This is a genomic window from uncultured Cardiobacterium sp. (genome assembly GCF_938028825.1).
Lineage (GTDB): Bacteria > Pseudomonadota > Gammaproteobacteria > Cardiobacteriales > Cardiobacteriaceae > Cardiobacterium.
The window spans coordinates 22,609-39,145 of the sequence record NZ_CALIZP010000009.1; the positions used below are offsets into that span (position 1 = coordinate 22,609).

Consider the following 16,537-nt stretch of genomic DNA (forward strand, 5'->3'; position numbering starts at 1 on the left):
TCATCGAGCAATTTCAGGAAACCCCATGCAGCCGCACTATCAACCGCAGACCCTCGAAGCCGCCATCCAGCAAAGCTGGGCGGAGAACCGCACCTTTGCAGTCAAAACCGACCCGGCGCGCGAAAAATTCTACTGCCTGTCGATGTTCCCCTACCCCTCCGGGCGGCTGCACATGGGGCACGTGCGCAACTACACCATCGGCGACGTCATCGCCCGCTACCAGCGGATGCTCGGCAAAAACGTGCTGCAACCGATGGGCTGGGACGCCTTCGGCATGCCCGCCGAAAACGCGGCGATGAACCACCAGGTTGCCCCCGCCACCTGGACTTACAGCAATATCGACTACATGAAAAACCAGCTGAAAGCGCTGGGCTTTGCCATCGACTGGTCGCGCGAAATCGCGACCTGCAAACCCGACTACTACCGCTGGGAACAATGGCTCTTCACCCGCCTCTTTAAGAAGGGGCTGATTTACCGCAAAAACGGCACCGTCAACTGGGATCCCGTGGACCAAACCGTGCTTGCCAACGAACAAGTCATCGACGGGCGCGGCTGGCGCAGCGGCGCGCTGGTAGAAAAGCGCGAGATTCCGATGTACTACTTCCGCATCACCGACTACGCCGAAGAACTCCTGCGCGACCTCGATACGCTGGACGGCTGGCCGGAGCGCGTCAAAACCATGCAGCGCAACTGGATTGGCAAATCGCGCGGCATGACCATCCGCTTCGCCCTGCGTGAGGACAGCCGCCAAGGCCTGCCGGACGACCTGCGCCATATTCAGGTGTACACCACCCGCCCCGACACCCTCATGGGCGCGACCTATCTCGCCGTTGCCGCCGAACACCCGCTGGCAACCGCTGCCGCAGAGGACAACCCCGCGCTCGCCGCCTTCATCAACGAATGCAAGGCCGGATCCGTCGCCGAGGCGGATGTCGCCACCATGGAAAAAAAAGGGATGGCGACCGGGCGCTACGTCATCAACCCGCTCAGTGGCGAAGCACTGGAAGTGTGGGTCGCCAACTACGTCCTCTGGGGCTACGGCGACGGTGCGGTCATGGCCGTGCCCGCGCACGACGAACGCGACTTCGCATTTGCCCACAAATACAGCTTGCCCATCAAACAAGTCGTCGCCAAAGACGGCGAACACTACGACCCCGCCGTCTGGCAAGAATGGTACGCCGCGAAAGAAAACACCCGCCTTATCGCGAGCGGCGCCTTTGACGGCCTCGACTTCGCGCAAGCCTTCGACGCCATCGGCGCGGCGCTCGGCAAAAGCGGCGCGGGCGAAGAAAAAACCCAATACCGCCTGCGCGACTGGGGCATCAGCCGCCAGCGCTACTGGGGCTGCCCCATCCCCATCATTCACGACGCCGCAGGGCGCGACCTGCCGGTGGACGACCGCGACCTGCCCGTCGCCCTGCCGGAGAACATTATCCCGGACGGCAGCGGCAGCCCGCTCGCCAAAGACCCCGCCTACTACCAGACGACCGACGCCAACGGCCAGCCCGCGCGGCGCGAAACCGACACCATGGACACCTTCGTCGAATCCAGCTGGTACTTCTTCCGCTACATGTCGCCCAACTACACCGGCGGCATGGTTGCGCCGGAAGACGCCGCCTACTGGCAGGACGTGGACCAATACATCGGCGGCATCGAACACGCCATCCTCCACCTCCTCTACGCCCGCTTCTTCACCAAACTCATGCGCGACGAAGGCCTCGTGCAAGTCAACGAACCCTTCAAACGCCTGCTGACCCAAGGCATGGTGCTCGCCGCGACCTGGTACCGCGAAGACACAAGCGGCAAAAAAACCTGGTACAACCCTGTGGATGTCGAAGCGCAGACCGACGACAAAGGCCGCGTCACCGGCGGCACCCTGATAGCCGACGGCCAGCCCGTGCAATACGGCGGCATGGAAAAAATGTCCAAATCCAAAAATAACGGCGTTGATCCCGAAGCGCTCGTCAAAAAATACGGCGCGGACACCGCCCGCCTCTACACCATGTTCACCGCGCCGCCCGAATCCACCCTCGAATGGAGCGAAAGCGGCGTCGAAGGCGCGCACAAATACCTGCGCCGCCTCTGGAGCTACGCCTACGAGCACCGCGACGCGCTGGACGCCACGCCCGTTGACCCGGCAGCCCTCAACGCCAAACACAAAACCATCCGCCACACCATCCACAGCGAACTGCGTAGCGCCCGCTACGACTATGGCCGCAACCAGTTCAACACCGTTGTCTCCTCGGCGATGAAAATCCTCAACGCCCTCGGCGACATCGACGCCGGGAATAACCGCCTGCGCTACGAAGGCCTGCGCATCCTGCTGCTCGTCCTCGCGCCGATCGCGCCACACATCACCGCTGCCTTGTGGCAGGAGCTCGGTTACACAGGAAACATCCTCGACACGGCCATTCCTGAACCGGACGCAGCGGCGCTGCAACAGGACAACATCACCCTCGCCGTGCAAGTCAACGGCAAACGCCGTGCGGAAATCAGCGTGGCAGCGGAAGCGGATAACGATACCATCATTGCCACCGCCCTCGCCCATCCCGACGTCGCCCGCCACACCGACGGCAAAACGCCGAAGAAGAGCATCGTCGTCGCGGGCAAACTGGTGAACCTCGTCGTCTGATACCCGCTTTCTGCACCAAAAAAATCCCGCTGCGGCGGGATTTTTTATGCGACGGGTGCGTCAATGATGCCCGCGCAGATAAAGGATGCGGCCGTCGCCGCCGCTGATAATCATGCGGCAGGCGGGGCTTTCGATGCCGTAGCAGCCGTTTTCCTCGGCGATGACAAGCGGCGCGGTCGGCAGGTGGTGGCGGGCAAGGATGGCGGCGGCAAAGCGGCGGGCGTCGTGAATGGTGGGCAGGAGGCGCATGGTTCAGTCCTCTTTTTTGGCTTTCAGGTTGTACCAGTCGAAGTGGCGCGTGCCGTACATGGTCGCGGCAAGCGCGGCGAAGAGCAGCAGGCTGCCGGCGAGCAGGGTGTACTCGCGGCTTTGCAGCAGGAGGTAGAGCACGGCGTAGGCGAGCGCGAGGATGCCGCCGAGGGTCAGGGCGCGCGGGGCGCTGCCGAGCACGGCGCTGAGGTAGCCCGTGATGAGGCCGTTGCAGGCCAGCGCGGCGAGGGCGTAAGCGGCAGCGAAGCCGAGATACTCGCCGAGCGAGAGCAGGAGCAGATAGAAGACGCAGACCGCCGCGCCGACGAGGAAGTATTGCACGGGGTGGATGCGCAGGCCGCGCAGGGTCTCGAAGAGGAAGCAGCCGCCGAAGGTGATGAGCAGGAAGAGGACGGCGTATTTGCTGCTGCGCTCGGTGAGGCGGTAGAGGTCGAGGCGGTTATCCAGGGTTTGCGCGGCACGGGACGGGCTGTCCACCTGGCTGACGCGCTCGCGCGCATCGGCGGCGTAATGCTCGCGGTCGTTGATGAGGCCGCTGAGCAGCTGCACGGCAATCAGCAGGATGGCGCTGATGGCGGCGATGAGGATGAGTTTTTGCGTGGTGTTTTCCATGCGGGTTTTCCGGTGGGGGTGTGGCGTTAGTGTCGCGCTGTCGGCCCCGCCGTGCTTGAAGGCTGCGTGAAGTGTCGGTGAATTTTCGCGCGGCAGGGTGATGAGGGCGGCGACGGCGTGCAGCAGGGCAAGGAAGGCGGCGGGATACATGATGGCGGTGCTGTTGGGGCGGGTGCCGGTCATGAGCATAAAAGCGATGAGGACGGCACCCCAGACGCAGACACCGCTGGCGGCGGCAAGTAGCAGGCCGCGCGGGTCGGCATAAGCGCGGCAGCGGGCGAGGCAAACACCGCTGAGCATGGCGGGGACGAGGTAGAGCAGGGTGGCGGTGCCGGAGAAGACGACGGTTTCCCGCGTGCCGGCACCGATAAAGGGCAACAGGATGAGTGCGGCGAGCAGGATGCCGAGGCAGGCGGTGAGGGTGAAGCGGCCGGTGATGCCGCCGGGATAGGGGGTTTGATCAGACATGACAGGCTTCCGGTGAAGGGGAAACCAGTATGGCGCGGCACGCTCGGCGCTGTGTGAAGCGGCGGTGAAGTATGCGGGGATTTTTGCGGGGATTTTGCCGCCGCAGGCGGGGGAAGGGTTTTCCTGCATGCACCCGGCTTCTTGACGGGCGCTGTTTGTCGCGTACGCAGGAAACGCCTATAAAAAAACCGCCGTTGGTCGGACGGCGGTTGGGGCAGGCGGCGGATCAGCGGCGGCAGCGGGTGAGGTCGTGGCTTTCGCGGTCTTCCAGAATGAGGCGGTGCGCATTGAGGAAGATGATGTTGGAGGCCACGGTCTGCTGCGGTTTGCCGTTGACGTCGCGGGCGATGTTTTCCGCCGCCTGCCGCAGCAGCGGGGCGGTTTTCGCGGCGGTAGCCAGATGCGGCTTGATGGTTTCGATGAGGACGTTTTCATCGCTGCGCTGCCAGTTGCCGTCCGAGACGTAGATGAAGTAGAGGCGGGCAGGCGGGTTTTCCTTGCCGTGGATGCGTACTTCGAGGGTGCCTTCGCCGTGCAGGGTGCCGTCTTCTTTGTGCTGCCAGCGGGTGTTGTCGATGAAGATCAGGTAGTTGTTGCCGTATTGCTGGTAGCTGACGGTGCGGCATTGCCAGTCGCCGCTGACGGCGACCGGCGGCGCGGCAAATGCCGCCTGGGCGAGGAGGATGAATGCGGCGAGGAGTCGCTTCATGGAGGTTTTCCTTTGTTGTTTTTTAACAGATGGTAATTATACTGCTTCCCCGCCGCCGCTGTGGTTTTGCCCACTGGCACCGGCGGGGAAGCGTATTTCAGGACAGTGCCTGCAAGGCTTCCTGCGCGGCGGCAAAGCCTTGTGCGGCAGCTTTTTCAAACCAGCCTTTCGCCGCGTCAGGGTCTGCCGCGACGCCGAGGCCTTCGCGGTAGAGGATGCCGAGGTTGGTCTGCGCTTCGGGGTCGCCGCCTGCGGCCGACTGCTCCCAGTAGGTGCGCGCCTTGCCGTAGTCGCGGGCGACGTCGATGCCGCGCGCGTAGCGGATGCCGAGGGCGTTCTGCGCGCCGCTGTGGCCCGCAGCGGCGGCTTTTTCCAGCCAGAGCAGGGCGGTGGCGGGGGTCGGCGGCAGGTCGAGTTCTTCGCTGTGGCCGTAGAGGATGCCGAGGCCGTATTGCGCGGCGGCGTGCCCCTGCAAGGCGGCTTTCTCAAACCATTCGCAGGCTTTTTTGTTGTCCTGCGTCGTGCCTTCGCCGTGCAGGTAGCAGACGGCGAGGTGGTTCTGCGCGTCGGCGTTGCCCTGTTCGGCAGCGGTTTTCCACCACTGCCAGGCCTGGGCGGGGTCCGGCGCGACGCCGAGGCCGTCGTGGTAGAGCCGGGCGAGGTTGTTTTGCGCGGTGGCATCGCCCCGGGCGGCGGCCTGTTTCCAGTAGTCGTGGGCTTTTTTGTAGTCCTGCACCACGCCTTCGCCGCTCGCATAGAGGACGCCGAGGTTGCGCAGGGCGTCGTTGTCGCCCTGGGCGGCGGCTTTTTCAAACCATTGCCGCGCCTTGTCGAGGTTCTGTTCGCCACCTTCGCCGTTGTAGTAGTACAGGGCGAGGACGCTTTGCGCTTCGGCATCGCCGCGTTCGGCCGCCTGGGTGTACCAGTCGCGCGCTTTGGCGTGGTCCTGGCTGACGCCGAGACCGCCGCCGTAGAGACGGCCGAGCAGGGTTTGCGCGGCGGCAATGCCCCGGGCGGCGGCCTGTTCGCACCATGTCCGCGCGGCGGCGTAGTCCTGCGCGACGCCGAGGCCGCCCGCATAAAGCAGGCCGAGCTGGTATTGCGCTTCCGCGTCCTGTTGCGCGGCGGCTTTTTCCCACCATGCGCGTGCCTTGCCGTAGTCCTGCGCGACGCCGTCACCGGCGGCATAGTGGCTGCCGAGGGCGGTTTGCGCGGCGGCGCAGCCCTGCGCGGCGGCTTTTTCCTGCCAGGCGTACGCGGTTGCGCTGTTTTTCGCCACGCCCTGCCCGCGCAAATAGAGATTGCCGAGTTGGTGCTCGGCTTCGGCATCCTGCTGGGCGGCGGCTTTTTCCAGCCATTCGCGCGCGTTGTCGTAGGCGGCGGCGGCGAGGCAGACCTCGCCGAGCTGGCGCTGCGCGGCGGCATCACCGCTTTTGGCGAGGGTTTCCAGCAGGCGGCGCACGGTGGCACTGTCATGCTGCGCGCGCGCCTGTTCAATCTGGCGGCGGAGGACGGCCGGGTCGTCGCTGCGCCCGAAGAGTTTGCTGAGGAGGCTCATGATTTTTTCCTTATGTTGCGGTTACTTGGGGAGGACTTCGCTGTTGCGCCAGGCGGCGAGCGCGGCTATGTGTTCGGGGCCGATGCCGCAGCAGCCGCCGATGATGTCCGCCCCGGCGGCGCGCCAGCTCTTGGCGAGGGCGAGATAGGCAGCGGGGCTGAGGTCGGCGCGGATGTCGTCCAGGCCGTCGTTGGCGGGCAGGGCGGCTTCGTCGGCGTCGTGCGCGCAGAAGGCGTTGGCATAGACGCCGAGGCGCATCGGGCTGCCCGCCGCATCGAGGGCGGCGCGGGCGGCGGCGACGGCGTCCGCCATGATTTCGGGGTGGCTGCAATTAAAGAGCAGGGCGTCGGTGCCGAGGCCGGTGACGGTGGCGACGGCGGCGGCGATGGTTTCGCCGCTGCGCAGGCACGGCGGGTGGGCGGGGTGTTCGTCGTCGAGGGTGAAGGAGGCCCAGAAGGGGCGGTCGTGCGGCGCGAGCGCGTGCAGGGCGCGCACTTCGGCGGTGCTGCTTTGGGTTTCCGCCAGCCACAGGTCGGCGTAAGGTGTTTGTCCGTCAATGAGCGGGCGGGCGATGGCCGGGGCCCGGGCGGCGTCGAAGAGGTCGGGGCGGTAGGAGCCGAAGAGCGGCGGCAGTGAGGCAGCAACGCGCACTTTTTTGCCGCTGTCGCTGACGGCCTGCCGCGCCAGTTGTCCGGCAAGGGCGGCGAGTGTGCCGCCTTGCGTGCGGAAGTCGTCGGCCCCGATGTGGAAGGGGACGAGGGCGTAGCTGTTGGTGGTGATGATGTCGGCACCGGCGTCGATGTAGGCGCGGTGCACGGCGGCGACGGCGGACGGCTGCCGCATCAGCGCCAGCGCCGACCACTGCGGCTGGGCAAAGGGCGCGCCCCGGCGCAGCAGTTCGCGGCCCATGCCGCCGTCGAGGATGAGGAGGGGTTGTGGCATCGGGATTCCTTGCGGTGGTGGTTGGTGTCCTTATTATAAAGGTGGCAATAAAAAACGGCGGTTGCCCGCCGTTTTTTGCTGTCCGCAAGCGCCGTTATTGCGCCGCCTGTCCATCCGCTGCCGTTTCCTCCGCCTGCTGTTTGGCAACAAAGGCCTGCGCGTCGGCGAGGGTGCCGAGGTTGGTGACTTTTGTGTAGCCGAGGCCGGTCAGCGTTTCCTGCGCGACACCGGCGCGACGACCGCTGCGGCAGTACACGTAAATATCAGCGTCTTTGTCAGCGGTCACTTCGCTGATTTTTGCTGCCACGTCTTCCACCGGGATGTTGACGGCGCCGTCGGCGTGGGCTTCGGCGTATTCTTCCGGGCTACGCACGTCGATGAGGTAGGTTTCCGCCCAGGCACCGAGGACAGGTGCGGCAAAGAGGGCGGCGAGAAGGGTTTTTTTGAGCATGGCGGGTTCTCCGTCCGGTTGATGAAGGCGGCGATTGTAGTGAGCGGGAAAGCCGCCTGCCAGCGGGGTTTGGCGCATTTTTCTGCGCGCCCGTCGCGTGTTGCCCTTGCAGGGTGAAGGCAGTACCATAGCCGACCTTCTTCATTTGTAATGTTTTTATCATGTTTAATAAAGAAATGACCATCACGGGCTTTGATGACGAACTGGCGACCGCGATTGCCGCCGAAGCCCTGCGGCAGGAAACGCATATCGAGCTGATTGCTTCGGAGAATTATGCCAGTCCGCGCGTGATGGAAGCGCAAGGCTCTTGTCTGACCAACAAGTACGCCGAGGGCTACCCCGGCAAGCGTTATTACGGCGGCTGCGAGCACGTCGATGTCATCGAGACGCTTGCCATCGAGCGCGCCAAGACGCTTTTCGGCGCGGATTATGCCAATGTGCAGCCGCATTCCGGCTCGCAGGCGAATGCCGCCGTCTTCCTCGCCCTGCTCAATGCGGGCGACACGGTGCTCGGCATGGATCTCGGTCACGGCGGCCATTTGACGCACGGCTCGCCGGTCAGCTTTTCCGGCAAGCTCTACCACGCCGTTCACTACGGCCTCGACCTGAAAACCGGCCTGATCGATTACGACGCCATGCAGCGCATCGCCAGCGAAACCCGGCCGAAGATGATTATTGCGGGCTTTTCCGCTTATTCGCAGGTGCTGGATTTCCAGCGCTTCCGCGAGATTGCCGACAGCGTCGGCGCGTATCTCGTGGTGGACATGGCGCATGTCGCCGGGCTGGTCGCCGCCGGGCTGTACCCCAACCCGGTGCCGATTGCCGATGTCGTTACCTCCACTACGCACAAAACCCTGCGCGGTCCGCGCGGCGGCCTCATCCTCGCCCGCGCCAACGAAGAGCTGGAGAAGAAGCTCAATTCCGCCATCTTCCCCGGTGTGCAGGGCGGCCCGCTGATGCAGGTGATCGCAGCGAAAGCGGTTGCCTTCCTCGAAGCGCTGGATCCAGCTTTCACCAAATACCAGGAACAGGTGCTAGATAACGCCAAGGCGATGGTGAAAGTCTTCCTCGCGCGTGGCTACGATATTGTCTCGGGCGGCACCAAGAACCACCTGATGCTGCTCAACCTCGTCAGCAAAAATATCACTGGCCGCGCCGCCGACGCCGCCCTGTCGCGCGCGCATATCACCGTCAACAAAAACGCCGTGCCGGACGACCCGCAGCCGCCCTTCGTCACCAGCGGCATCCGTATCGGCACCCCGGCGATTACCACGCGCGGCTTCAAGCAGAACGAAGCAAAACAGGTCGCCACCTGGATCTGCGACATTCTGGATGACATCGACAACGAAGAAACCATTCTCGCCGTGCGCGAAAAAGTCGGCCGCCTCTGCGCCGAATTTCCGGTGTACGCCTGACGGGGACGCGCCTTGCACTGCCCCATCTGCCACCGCCCCGACACCCGCGTCGTCGATTCGCGCCTCATCGCCGACGGCAGCAAAATCCGCCGCCGCCGCGAATGCATCAACCCCGACTGCGCCACCCGCTTCACCACCTACGAAACCGCAGAACTGTCGCTGCCGATGGTGGTCAAGCAGAACGGCGAGCGCCAGGCCTTCTCGGCGGAAAAACTGCGCAACGGCCTCCTGCGCGCCATCGAAAAACGCCCGGTCAGCGCCGACAAAATCAACCGCCTCATCGAAGACATCGAAAACCGCCTGCGCGTCGGCGGCGAGCGGGAAATCGCCTCGCGCAAACTCGGCGACTGGGTCATGCAGGGGCTGAAAACCATCGACCACGTCGCCTACATCCGCTTCGCCTCCGTGTACCTCAGCTTTCAGGACGTGGAAGCCTTCATCAACACCATCGCCGAACTGCGGCAAGACTAGCCGCCATGCACGACGATACCCGCCGGATGCGGCGCGCGCTGGAACTCGCGCGGCGCGGCCTCTACACCACCTCCCCCAACCCGCGCGTCGGCTGCGTCCTCGTCAAGAATGACGCCGTCGTCGGCGAAGGCTGGCACCAGTACGCGGGCGAGGCGCATGCCGAAGTCCGCGCCCTGCGCGCAGCGGGCGACGCCGCCCGTGGTGCCACCGCCTACATCACCCTCGAACCCTGCGCCCATCACGGCCGCACCCCGCCCTGCGCCGACGCCCTCATCGCCGCCGGCATCGCCCGCGCCGTCGTCGCCTGCCGCGACCCCAACCCGCTCGTCGCCGGGCAAGGCATCGCCCGCCTGCGCGCCGCCGGGGTTGCCGTCACGGAAAACATCTGTGCCGCCGAAGCCGCCGCCCTCAATTGCGGCTTCTTCCGCCGCATCAGCAGTGGCCGCCCCTTCGTCACCCTCAAACTCGCCGCCTCGCTCGACGGCCGCACCGCGCTGGCAAACGGCGACAGCCAATGGATCACGGGCGCAGCGGCGCGGCTCGACGCCCACCAGCAGCGCCTTGCCGCCGACGCCGTCATCGCCGGCACCGGCAGCATCATCGCCGACAACGCCCGCCTCACCGCGCGCTACCCCACCGACCTGCCCGCCCGCCAGCCGCTGCGCGTCATCATCGACAGCCAACTGCGCACCCCGCCCACCGCCGCCGTTTTCAGCGAGAACAGCCCCATCCTCATCGCCTGCGGCGAAGCGGCGGGCGCGCCCGCCTACCCCGCCCATGCCGAACTGCTGCGCCTGCCGCTCGCCGACGGCCATGTGCCGCTGCTCGCGCTGCTCGACGCGCTGGGGCGGCGCGGCATCAACAACGCGCTCGTCGAGGCAGGCGCGGGACTGGCGGGTGCCTTCCTGCGCGCGCAACTGGCCGATGAAATCCTCTACTACCTCGCGCCCTGCCTGCTCGGCCCGGATGCCCGCCCGCTGGCCGCCCTGCCGCCGCTCACTGACCTCTCTGCTAAAATGCAGTACACCATCACCGATACCACCCCGCTAGGCCCTGACCTGCGCCTCACCCTCACCCCAGAAAACCCATGTTCACAGGCATCATAGAAACCACCGGCACCCTGCGCGCCGCCGACAGCCACGGCGACGACAGCACCCTCACCATCGCCTCCCAGGCATTTGATTTTGCCCGCTGCGCCCCGGGCGACAGCATCGCCGTAAACGGCGTCTGCCTCACCGCCACCGCCCTCGGCGCGGACAGCTTCAGCGCCGACGTCTCCGCCGAGACCCTGCGTCTTACCACCCTCGGCGACCTCAACCCCGGCGATGCCGTCAACCTCGAACGCGCCCTGACCCTTGCCACCCCGCTCGGCGGCCACCTCGTCAGCGGCCACGTGGACGGCGTCGGCGAACTCATTGACCGCGTCCCCGAAGCGCGCAGTGAGCGCCTCACCATCGCCGCGCCGCGCGCGCTGATGCGCTACATCGCGGCGAAAGGTTCCATCACCGTGGACGGCATCAGCCTCACCGTCAACGGCGTGGATGGCGACACCTTCCACGTCAACATCGTGCCGCACACCCAGGCGCGTACCACCCTTGCCGACGTGCGCCCCGGTGCACACGTCAACCTCGAAGTGGACCTCATCGCCCGCTACCTCGAACGCCTGCTGCACGCGCCCGCCACAAACGGCCTCACCCTCGACACCCTACGCCAACACGGATACTAAAATGCCCCTCAACAGCACCCAAGAAATCATCGACGACCTGCTCGCCGGCAAAATGGTCATCCTCATGGACGACGAAGACCGCGAAAACGAAGGCGACCTCATCATGGCCGCCGAACACATCACCCCCGAAGCCATCAACTTCATGACCAAATACGGGCGCGGCCTCGTCTGCCTCACCATCACCCAGGCGCGCAACGACCAGCTCAACCTCTGGCCGCAATCGCGGCACAACACCTCGCCGTACCACACCGCCTTCACCGTCTCCATCGAAGCCGCCGAAGGCGTGACCACCGGCATCAGCGCCGCCGACCGCGCCCGCACCATTCACGCCGCGACCGCCAAAAATGCCCGCCCCGAAGACCTCGTCCAGCCCGGACACATCTTCCCCATCGTCGCGCGCGAAGGCGGCGTTCTCGTCCGCGCCGGGCACACCGAAGCCAGCACCGACCTCGCCCGCCTGGCCGGTCTCGAACCCGCCGCCGTCATCGTCGAAATCCTCAAAGAAGACGGCTCGATGGCGCGCCGCCCCGAACTCGAAATCTTCGCCGCCGCACACAACATCAAGATCGGCACCATCGCCGACCTCATCGCCTACCGCCTCGAACGCGAGCAGACCATCGCCCGCATCGCCCAATGCGAACTGCCGACCGAATACGGCACCTTCACCCTCACCGCCTACCAGAACATCTACGACAACGACCGCCTGCACTACGCCCTGAGCAAAGGCAAAATCCAGGCGGCGCGGCCGACCTTCGTCCGCGTTCACGTGCAAAACACCCTCGGCGACCTCTTCCACGCTCGCCTCAGCGAACGCACCCACAGCCTGCAAAGTGCCCTGCAACGCCTCGCGCAAGAACCGGACGGCATCATCGTCGTCCTTGATGAAGCCGAAAACAACAACGACATATTGAGCCGCATGGTCGCCTTCACCCACAACAACCCACCGCCGAAGCGCCCGCAAGAACAAGACCTGCGTACCTACGGCATCGGCGCACAAATCCTCATCGACCAGGGCGTCGGCAAAATGCGCCTGCTCTCCGCGCCGTACAAACTCACCGGCATCTCCGGCTACCAGCTCGAAGTGAGCGAATACCTCAGCGAATAAACCTGAGAAGCCGCCAAGCGAGACAACCACGCGGATTTCCCCCCCTTAACAAACCCACAAGGAAAACACCATGACCTCTAACGACGTCAACCGCCTTGAAGGCGACTACATCCTCGACAGCGCGCGCTACGCCATCATCTGCTCGCGCTTCAACGACTTCATCGTCAACAAACTCGAAGCCGGTGCCATTGACGCCCTGAAACGCCACGGCACCGAGCTGACCAACATCGACGTCGCCTACGTCCCCGGCGCACTCGAACTCGGCATCGCCGCGCAGCGCCTCGCCGCAACCGGCCGCTACGACGCCATCATCGCCCTCGGCGCCGTCATCAAAGGCGCGACCGCACACTTCGACATCGTTATCGGCGAAAGCGCCAAAGCGCTCAGCAGCGTCGCCCTCAAACACGACCTCCCCGTCATCAACGGCGTGCTGACCACCAACAACATCGAACAGGCCGTCGAACGCGCCGGCACCAAAGCAGGCAACAAAGGCGCCGAAGCGGCACTGGTCGCCATCGAAATGGTCAGCCTGCTGCGCCAGATCGGCTGAACCGCATAAACTCTTTCCCGCCGGCCACCCATCCGCAGGCGGGATAGCCGCGCTGTTTCCGCAGCGCGGCTTTTTCGTTGCCGGGGTTTGTGAATGCCGGACATGAAAAAGGGCGTGCCGCGCACGCCCTGTGGTGTTGCTGCCACCCGGCGGTCAGTGAATCTGGCTGCCGATGACGCCGCCCAGCGCGGCCCCGCCGAGAATCGCGCCGGTATCGCCGCCGATCATGCTGCCGGCGGCACCGCCGACGGCGGCACCGATGGCGGTATTGCGTTGTGCCGGGGTCAGGCTGCTGCACGCGGTGAGGGAAGCGAGCAGGGTAAGGGCAAGGATGCCTTTGTTCAGTACGGATTTCATGAGCGTCTCCATGTAAGTGCGGTCTGCACGAATGTGCGCGCTAAGTATCGCACAGCACCGCGCGCGCAAAGCTGAACGCTGTCTTACTTTTCCGCAAGCCGGATTACGGCGTCATGGGTTCGACGGCGATGGCGGCGGGTTCCGGCGCTTCCCTGATGATGCCGTGTTCTTTGAGGAAGGCGGCGAAGCGGCGGTAGCGGGCATTGTCCAGCGCGCCGGGGCGCAGGGCGAGGCGGCGCAGGGTGTCGCGGTAGGCGCGGCGGTTCAGTTCGTCGTCAAGATCGGGCCTGGCCTTGATGATGCTCTGCCAGGCTTCGTCGGGATGGTTCAGGGTGTATTGGGTCGCGCTTTCCAGCGCCCGGTTGAGGCGGGCGCTGCGGTCGGCGTCGTATTGTTCGCGGTTCGCAACGAGGATGAGTTCGTCGTAGGCGGGAATGCCGTGTTCTTCGAGGTAGTAAGCGCGGCCGGGGTGGCCGTCGAGGGTCATTTGCGTCAGCTCGAAGTTGCGCATGCCGCCGATGGTGGCGTCCACTTGCCCGCTGATGAGCGCGGGGTTGAGGTTCCAGTTGACGTTGACGAGTTCGACGTCGGCAGGCGCGAGGCCGTCGTTCGCGAGCAGGCCGTGCAGGATGGCTTCGTCCACACCGGCGACGCTGTAACCGATTTTTTTGCCTTTGAGGTCGGCGATGCGGCGGATGTCGCTGTCGGCGCGGACGATGAGGCTGTTGAGCGGGGTGGCGATGAGGGTGGCGGTGCGGATGAGCGGCAGGCCTTCCTGGTGGTGCAGGTAGAGTTGCGGCTGGTAGCTGACGGCGTAGTCGGCTTTGCCGGCGGCGACGAGTTTCGGCGGCAGCGACGGGTCGGAGGGTTCTTCGAGGGTGATGTCGAGACCGTTTGCGGCAAAGTAGCCGCGTTCCTGCGCGATGATGAGTGCGGTGTGGTTGGGGTTCAGGAACCAGTCGAGGATGATGGTGGCTTTGTCGGCGGCGCTCGCGTGGAGGGCGGCGGTGGCGAGGACGAGGATCAGGATGAGGTGTTTCATGAGGGTTTTCCGGTTAGTCAGGAGACGGGTTGCCAGCGGATGAGGCGGTTGAGGAAGCGGTCGGTGGCGGTGTAAAGGCCGAGGGTGATGATGACGAGGACGGTCAGGGCGGCGAAGAGCAGGGCACTCTGGCTGCGCGCGTTGGCGTAGGTCATGAGATAGCCGAGGCCTTTGCTGCCGCCGACCCATTCGCCGATGACGGCGCCGATGGGGGCGATGGCGACGGCGACGCGCAGTCCGGAGGCAAAGGAAGGCAGGGCGGCGGGCAGGCGGATGTGGATGAGGGTGCGCCACGCGTTTGCCCCCATGCTGTGCGCGAGGTCGAGGTAGCCGGGCGGGGTACGGCGCAGGCCGTCGTAGGCGGCGGTAGTGATGGGAAAGTAGATGATGAGCACGGTCATGAGGATTTTCGGCAGGATGCCGAAGCCGAACCACAGGGTCAGGAGCGGGGCGAGGGCATAGACGGGGATGGCTTGCGAGGAGACGAGCAGCGGCGCGAGCAGTTCGCGCAGGAGGCGGCTGTATTGCAGGGCAAGCGCGGTGAGGCTGCCGAGGGCGGTGCCGATGAGCAGGCCGAGGCCGATTTCGCCGAGGGTGATGGCGGCGTGGGTGAGCAGTTGCGCGCGGGCGCTGTATATTCTGGCGAAGACGGCGGCGGGCGGCGGCAGGATGTAGGGCGGCGCGGCGAGGGTGGCGAGTTGCCACAGGGCGAGCAGGACGGCGGTTACGGCGCAGGTTTTGCCGAGGCGGCGGACGAAGGTCATGTGCCGAGTTCCTCCATGAGTTGCGCGGGGTCGCGGCCCGGCGGCTGAGCGTGCAGGCCGGTTGTGTCGAGGATGTAGAGGTGGTCGGCGAGGCGCAGCGCTTCGCCGGGGTCGTGGGTAATCATGATGACGGTTTTATCCGTGAGCAGGCGCAGGGCGAGGTCTTGCAGTTGTTTGCGGGTAACGGCATCGACGGCGGAGAAGGGTTCGTCCATCAGGAGCAGGGGGCGATTTTCGTAGAGGGTGCGGGCGAGGGCGACGCGCTGCCGCTGCCCGCCGGAGAGTTGCGCGGGCCATTTGCCGGCGTGGGCGGCTAGGCCGACTGCGGCAAGCAGGGCATCCGCGCGCGGCAAATCAGGCGGTTCGCCGCGCAGGGTTGCGCCGAGGGTGGTGTTGGCGAGCGCCGTGCGCCACGGCAGGAGGTCATCCTGCTGCGCCATCAGGCTGTACGGCGGGCGGGTGATGTGGCCGTCATAAGCGGTGAGACCGGCAATGGCGCGCAGCAGGGTGGTCTTGCCCACGCCGCTTTTGCCGAGGATGAGGTGGCGGCGCCCGGCGGCGAAGGTGTGGCTGAGGTCGCGGATGATGACCGTGCCGCCGTATTGCACGCCGAGCCGGGCGAGGGTGATATCCACATTCACCACCAGCGGTGGAAATGGTGCAGCGGGCCGTGGCCGTGCCCGACGTGCAGGCGGTCGGCGGCGGCGATGGCGGCGCTGATGTAGTCCTTCGCCGCCTGCACCGCTTCGTGCAGCGGCAGGCCTTTGGCCAGTCCGGCGGTGATGGCGGCGGAGAGGGTGCAGCCGGTGCCGTGCGTGTTTTTACCCGGATAACGGGCGGCAGTGAGCCAAGTGGCACCGGCGGCGGTGAGGAGCAGGTCGTCGCTGCCGTCACCGGCGAGATGCCCGCCTTTGAGCAGCACCGCGCCGCAGCCGAGCGCGAGCAGGTCGGCGGCGGCCTGCGCCATGTCGGCGCGCGTGGTAACGGCACGGCCGAGCAGCTCGCCCGCTTCGGGCAGGTTGGGGGTGATGAGGGTGGCGCGCGGGATGAGGCGTTCGCGCAGGGTGGCAATGGCGGCATCCGCCAGCAGCCGGTCGCCGCTTTTCGCGACCATCACCGGGTCGATGACGAGATACGGCGGGGCGTAGGCGGCGAGGCGGTCGGCGACGGCGTCGATAGTGGCGCTGTCGCCCAGCATGCCCGTTTTCACCGCCTGCGGCGGCAGGTCGGTAAAAACGGCGTCCAGCTGGGCGCGGATGAGGGCGGGGCTGACGGCTTCGGCGGCGGTAACGGCGCGGGTATTCTGCGCGGTAACGGCGGTGATGACGGAGGCGCCATAGACGCCGAGAGCGGAAAAGGTTTTGAGGTCGGCCTGGATACCGGCACCGCCGCCGGAATCGGAGCCGGCGATGGTGAGGGCGATGGCTGTGCGGGTCATGCAGGTTCCCTGTGACTGGATGAATAA

General features: G+C 65.7%; 18 protein-coding genes. 7 read left to right on the forward strand and 11 right to left on the reverse strand.

Annotated features, from left to right (window positions below; genetic code table 11):
- Positions 1-25: 25 nt before the first annotated feature.
- Positions 26-2,632 (forward strand): leucine--tRNA ligase, encoded by a 2,607-nt coding sequence (gene leuS, locus Q0562_RS00525; RefSeq protein WP_366144664.1) that lies wholly within the window; start codon positions 26-28, stop codon positions 2,630-2,632.
- 60 nt (positions 2,633-2,692) lie between these two features.
- Here the strand turns inward: leuS and Q0562_RS00530 are convergent, their stop codons facing one another.
- The 6 genes from Q0562_RS00530 to Q0562_RS00555 form a co-directional block, all read right to left on the reverse strand.
- Positions 2,693-2,881: a hypothetical protein gene (locus Q0562_RS00530; RefSeq protein WP_298639721.1), complete on the reverse strand. Its 189-nt coding sequence runs from the start codon at positions 2,879-2,881 to the stop codon at positions 2,693-2,695.
- Between the two features lie 3 nt (positions 2,882-2,884).
- Entirely contained in the window at positions 2,885-3,982 is a 1,098-nt protein-coding gene (locus tag Q0562_RS00535) for an inner membrane CreD family protein (RefSeq protein ID WP_298639723.1), read from the reverse strand.
- Between the two features lie 226 nt (positions 3,983-4,208).
- Positions 4,209-4,691, reverse strand: coding sequence for a hypothetical protein (locus tag Q0562_RS00540; RefSeq protein ID WP_298639725.1), 483 nt, complete (start codon positions 4,689-4,691; stop codon positions 4,209-4,211).
- A 97-nt stretch (positions 4,692-4,788) separates the two neighbouring features.
- Complete coding sequence (locus tag Q0562_RS00545) at positions 4,789-6,249, reverse strand: tetratricopeptide repeat protein (RefSeq protein WP_298639727.1); 1,461 nt, start codon at positions 6,247-6,249, stop codon at positions 4,789-4,791.
- A gap of 21 nt (positions 6,250-6,270) precedes the next feature.
- On the reverse strand, positions 6,271-7,191 hold the full coding sequence (locus tag Q0562_RS00550; protein WP_298639729.1) for a homocysteine S-methyltransferase family protein: 921 nt from the start codon (positions 7,189-7,191) through the stop codon (positions 6,271-6,273).
- Positions 7,192-7,285: 94 nt separating this feature from the next.
- Complete coding sequence (locus Q0562_RS00555) at positions 7,286-7,642, reverse strand: rhodanese-like domain-containing protein (RefSeq protein ID WP_298639732.1); 357 nt, start codon at positions 7,640-7,642, stop codon at positions 7,286-7,288.
- A gap of 161 nt (positions 7,643-7,803) precedes the next feature.
- Between Q0562_RS00555 and glyA the strand changes: the two genes are divergently transcribed.
- The 6 genes from glyA to ribE all read left to right on the forward strand — a co-directional run bounded on the left by glyA (position 7,804) and on the right by ribE (position 12,909).
- Positions 7,804-9,057, forward strand: coding sequence for a serine hydroxymethyltransferase (glyA, locus tag Q0562_RS00560; protein ID WP_298639736.1), 1,254 nt, complete (start codon positions 7,804-7,806; stop codon positions 9,055-9,057).
- A 12-nt stretch (positions 9,058-9,069) separates the two neighbouring features.
- Entirely contained in the window at positions 9,070-9,528 is a 459-nt protein-coding gene (nrdR, locus tag Q0562_RS00565; RefSeq protein ID WP_298639739.1) for a transcriptional regulator NrdR, read from the forward strand.
- 5 nt (positions 9,529-9,533) lie between these two features.
- Positions 9,534-10,634 carry a bifunctional diaminohydroxyphosphoribosylaminopyrimidine deaminase/5-amino-6-(5-phosphoribosylamino)uracil reductase RibD gene (gene ribD, locus Q0562_RS00570; protein WP_298639742.1) on the forward strand — a complete coding sequence of 367 codons (1,101 nt, stop codon included), beginning with the start codon at positions 9,534-9,536 and terminating at the stop codon, positions 10,632-10,634.
- A complete protein-coding gene (locus Q0562_RS00575; protein WP_298639744.1) occupies positions 10,616-11,254 on the forward strand; it encodes a riboflavin synthase in 639 nt (212 codons plus the stop codon). The genes ribD and Q0562_RS00575 overlap by 19 nt, the downstream gene beginning before the upstream one ends.
- Position 11,255: 1 nt before the next feature.
- Positions 11,256-12,359: a bifunctional 3,4-dihydroxy-2-butanone-4-phosphate synthase/GTP cyclohydrolase II gene (ribBA, locus tag Q0562_RS00580; RefSeq protein WP_298639746.1), complete on the forward strand. Its 1,104-nt coding sequence runs from the start codon at positions 11,256-11,258 to the stop codon at positions 12,357-12,359.
- A 70-nt stretch (positions 12,360-12,429) separates the two neighbouring features.
- On the forward strand, positions 12,430-12,909 hold the full coding sequence (gene ribE / locus Q0562_RS00585) for a 6,7-dimethyl-8-ribityllumazine synthase (protein WP_298639749.1): 480 nt from the start codon (positions 12,430-12,432) through the stop codon (positions 12,907-12,909).
- A 153-nt stretch (positions 12,910-13,062) separates the two neighbouring features.
- Here the strand turns inward: ribE and Q0562_RS00590 are convergent, their stop codons facing one another.
- The 5 genes from Q0562_RS00590 to thiD all read right to left on the reverse strand — a co-directional run bounded on the left by Q0562_RS00590 (position 13,063) and on the right by thiD (position 16,510).
- On the reverse strand, positions 13,063-13,266 hold the full coding sequence (locus Q0562_RS00590) for a glycine zipper 2TM domain-containing protein (RefSeq protein ID WP_298639752.1): 204 nt from the start codon (positions 13,264-13,266) through the stop codon (positions 13,063-13,065).
- Between the two features lie 103 nt (positions 13,267-13,369).
- Positions 13,370-14,308 carry an ABC transporter substrate-binding protein gene (locus tag Q0562_RS00595; RefSeq protein WP_298639755.1) on the reverse strand — a complete coding sequence of 313 codons (939 nt, stop codon included), beginning with the start codon at positions 14,306-14,308 and terminating at the stop codon, positions 13,370-13,372.
- A 17-nt stretch (positions 14,309-14,325) separates the two neighbouring features.
- The gene (locus tag Q0562_RS00600) at positions 14,326-15,072 is read right to left on the reverse strand and encodes an ABC transporter permease (RefSeq protein ID WP_298639757.1); all 747 of its coding nucleotides are present in this window, start codon (positions 15,070-15,072) and stop codon (positions 14,326-14,328) included.
- Positions 15,069-15,713 carry an ATP-binding cassette domain-containing protein gene (locus tag Q0562_RS00605; protein ID WP_298639760.1) on the reverse strand — a complete coding sequence of 215 codons (645 nt, stop codon included), beginning with the start codon at positions 15,711-15,713 and terminating at the stop codon, positions 15,069-15,071. The genes Q0562_RS00600 and Q0562_RS00605 overlap by 4 nt, the downstream gene beginning before the upstream one ends.
- A complete protein-coding gene (gene thiD / locus Q0562_RS00610; protein WP_298639762.1) occupies positions 15,710-16,510 on the reverse strand; it encodes a bifunctional hydroxymethylpyrimidine kinase/phosphomethylpyrimidine kinase in 801 nt (266 codons plus the stop codon). The genes Q0562_RS00605 and thiD overlap by 4 nt, the downstream gene beginning before the upstream one ends.
- Positions 16,511-16,537 lie beyond the last annotated feature (27 nt).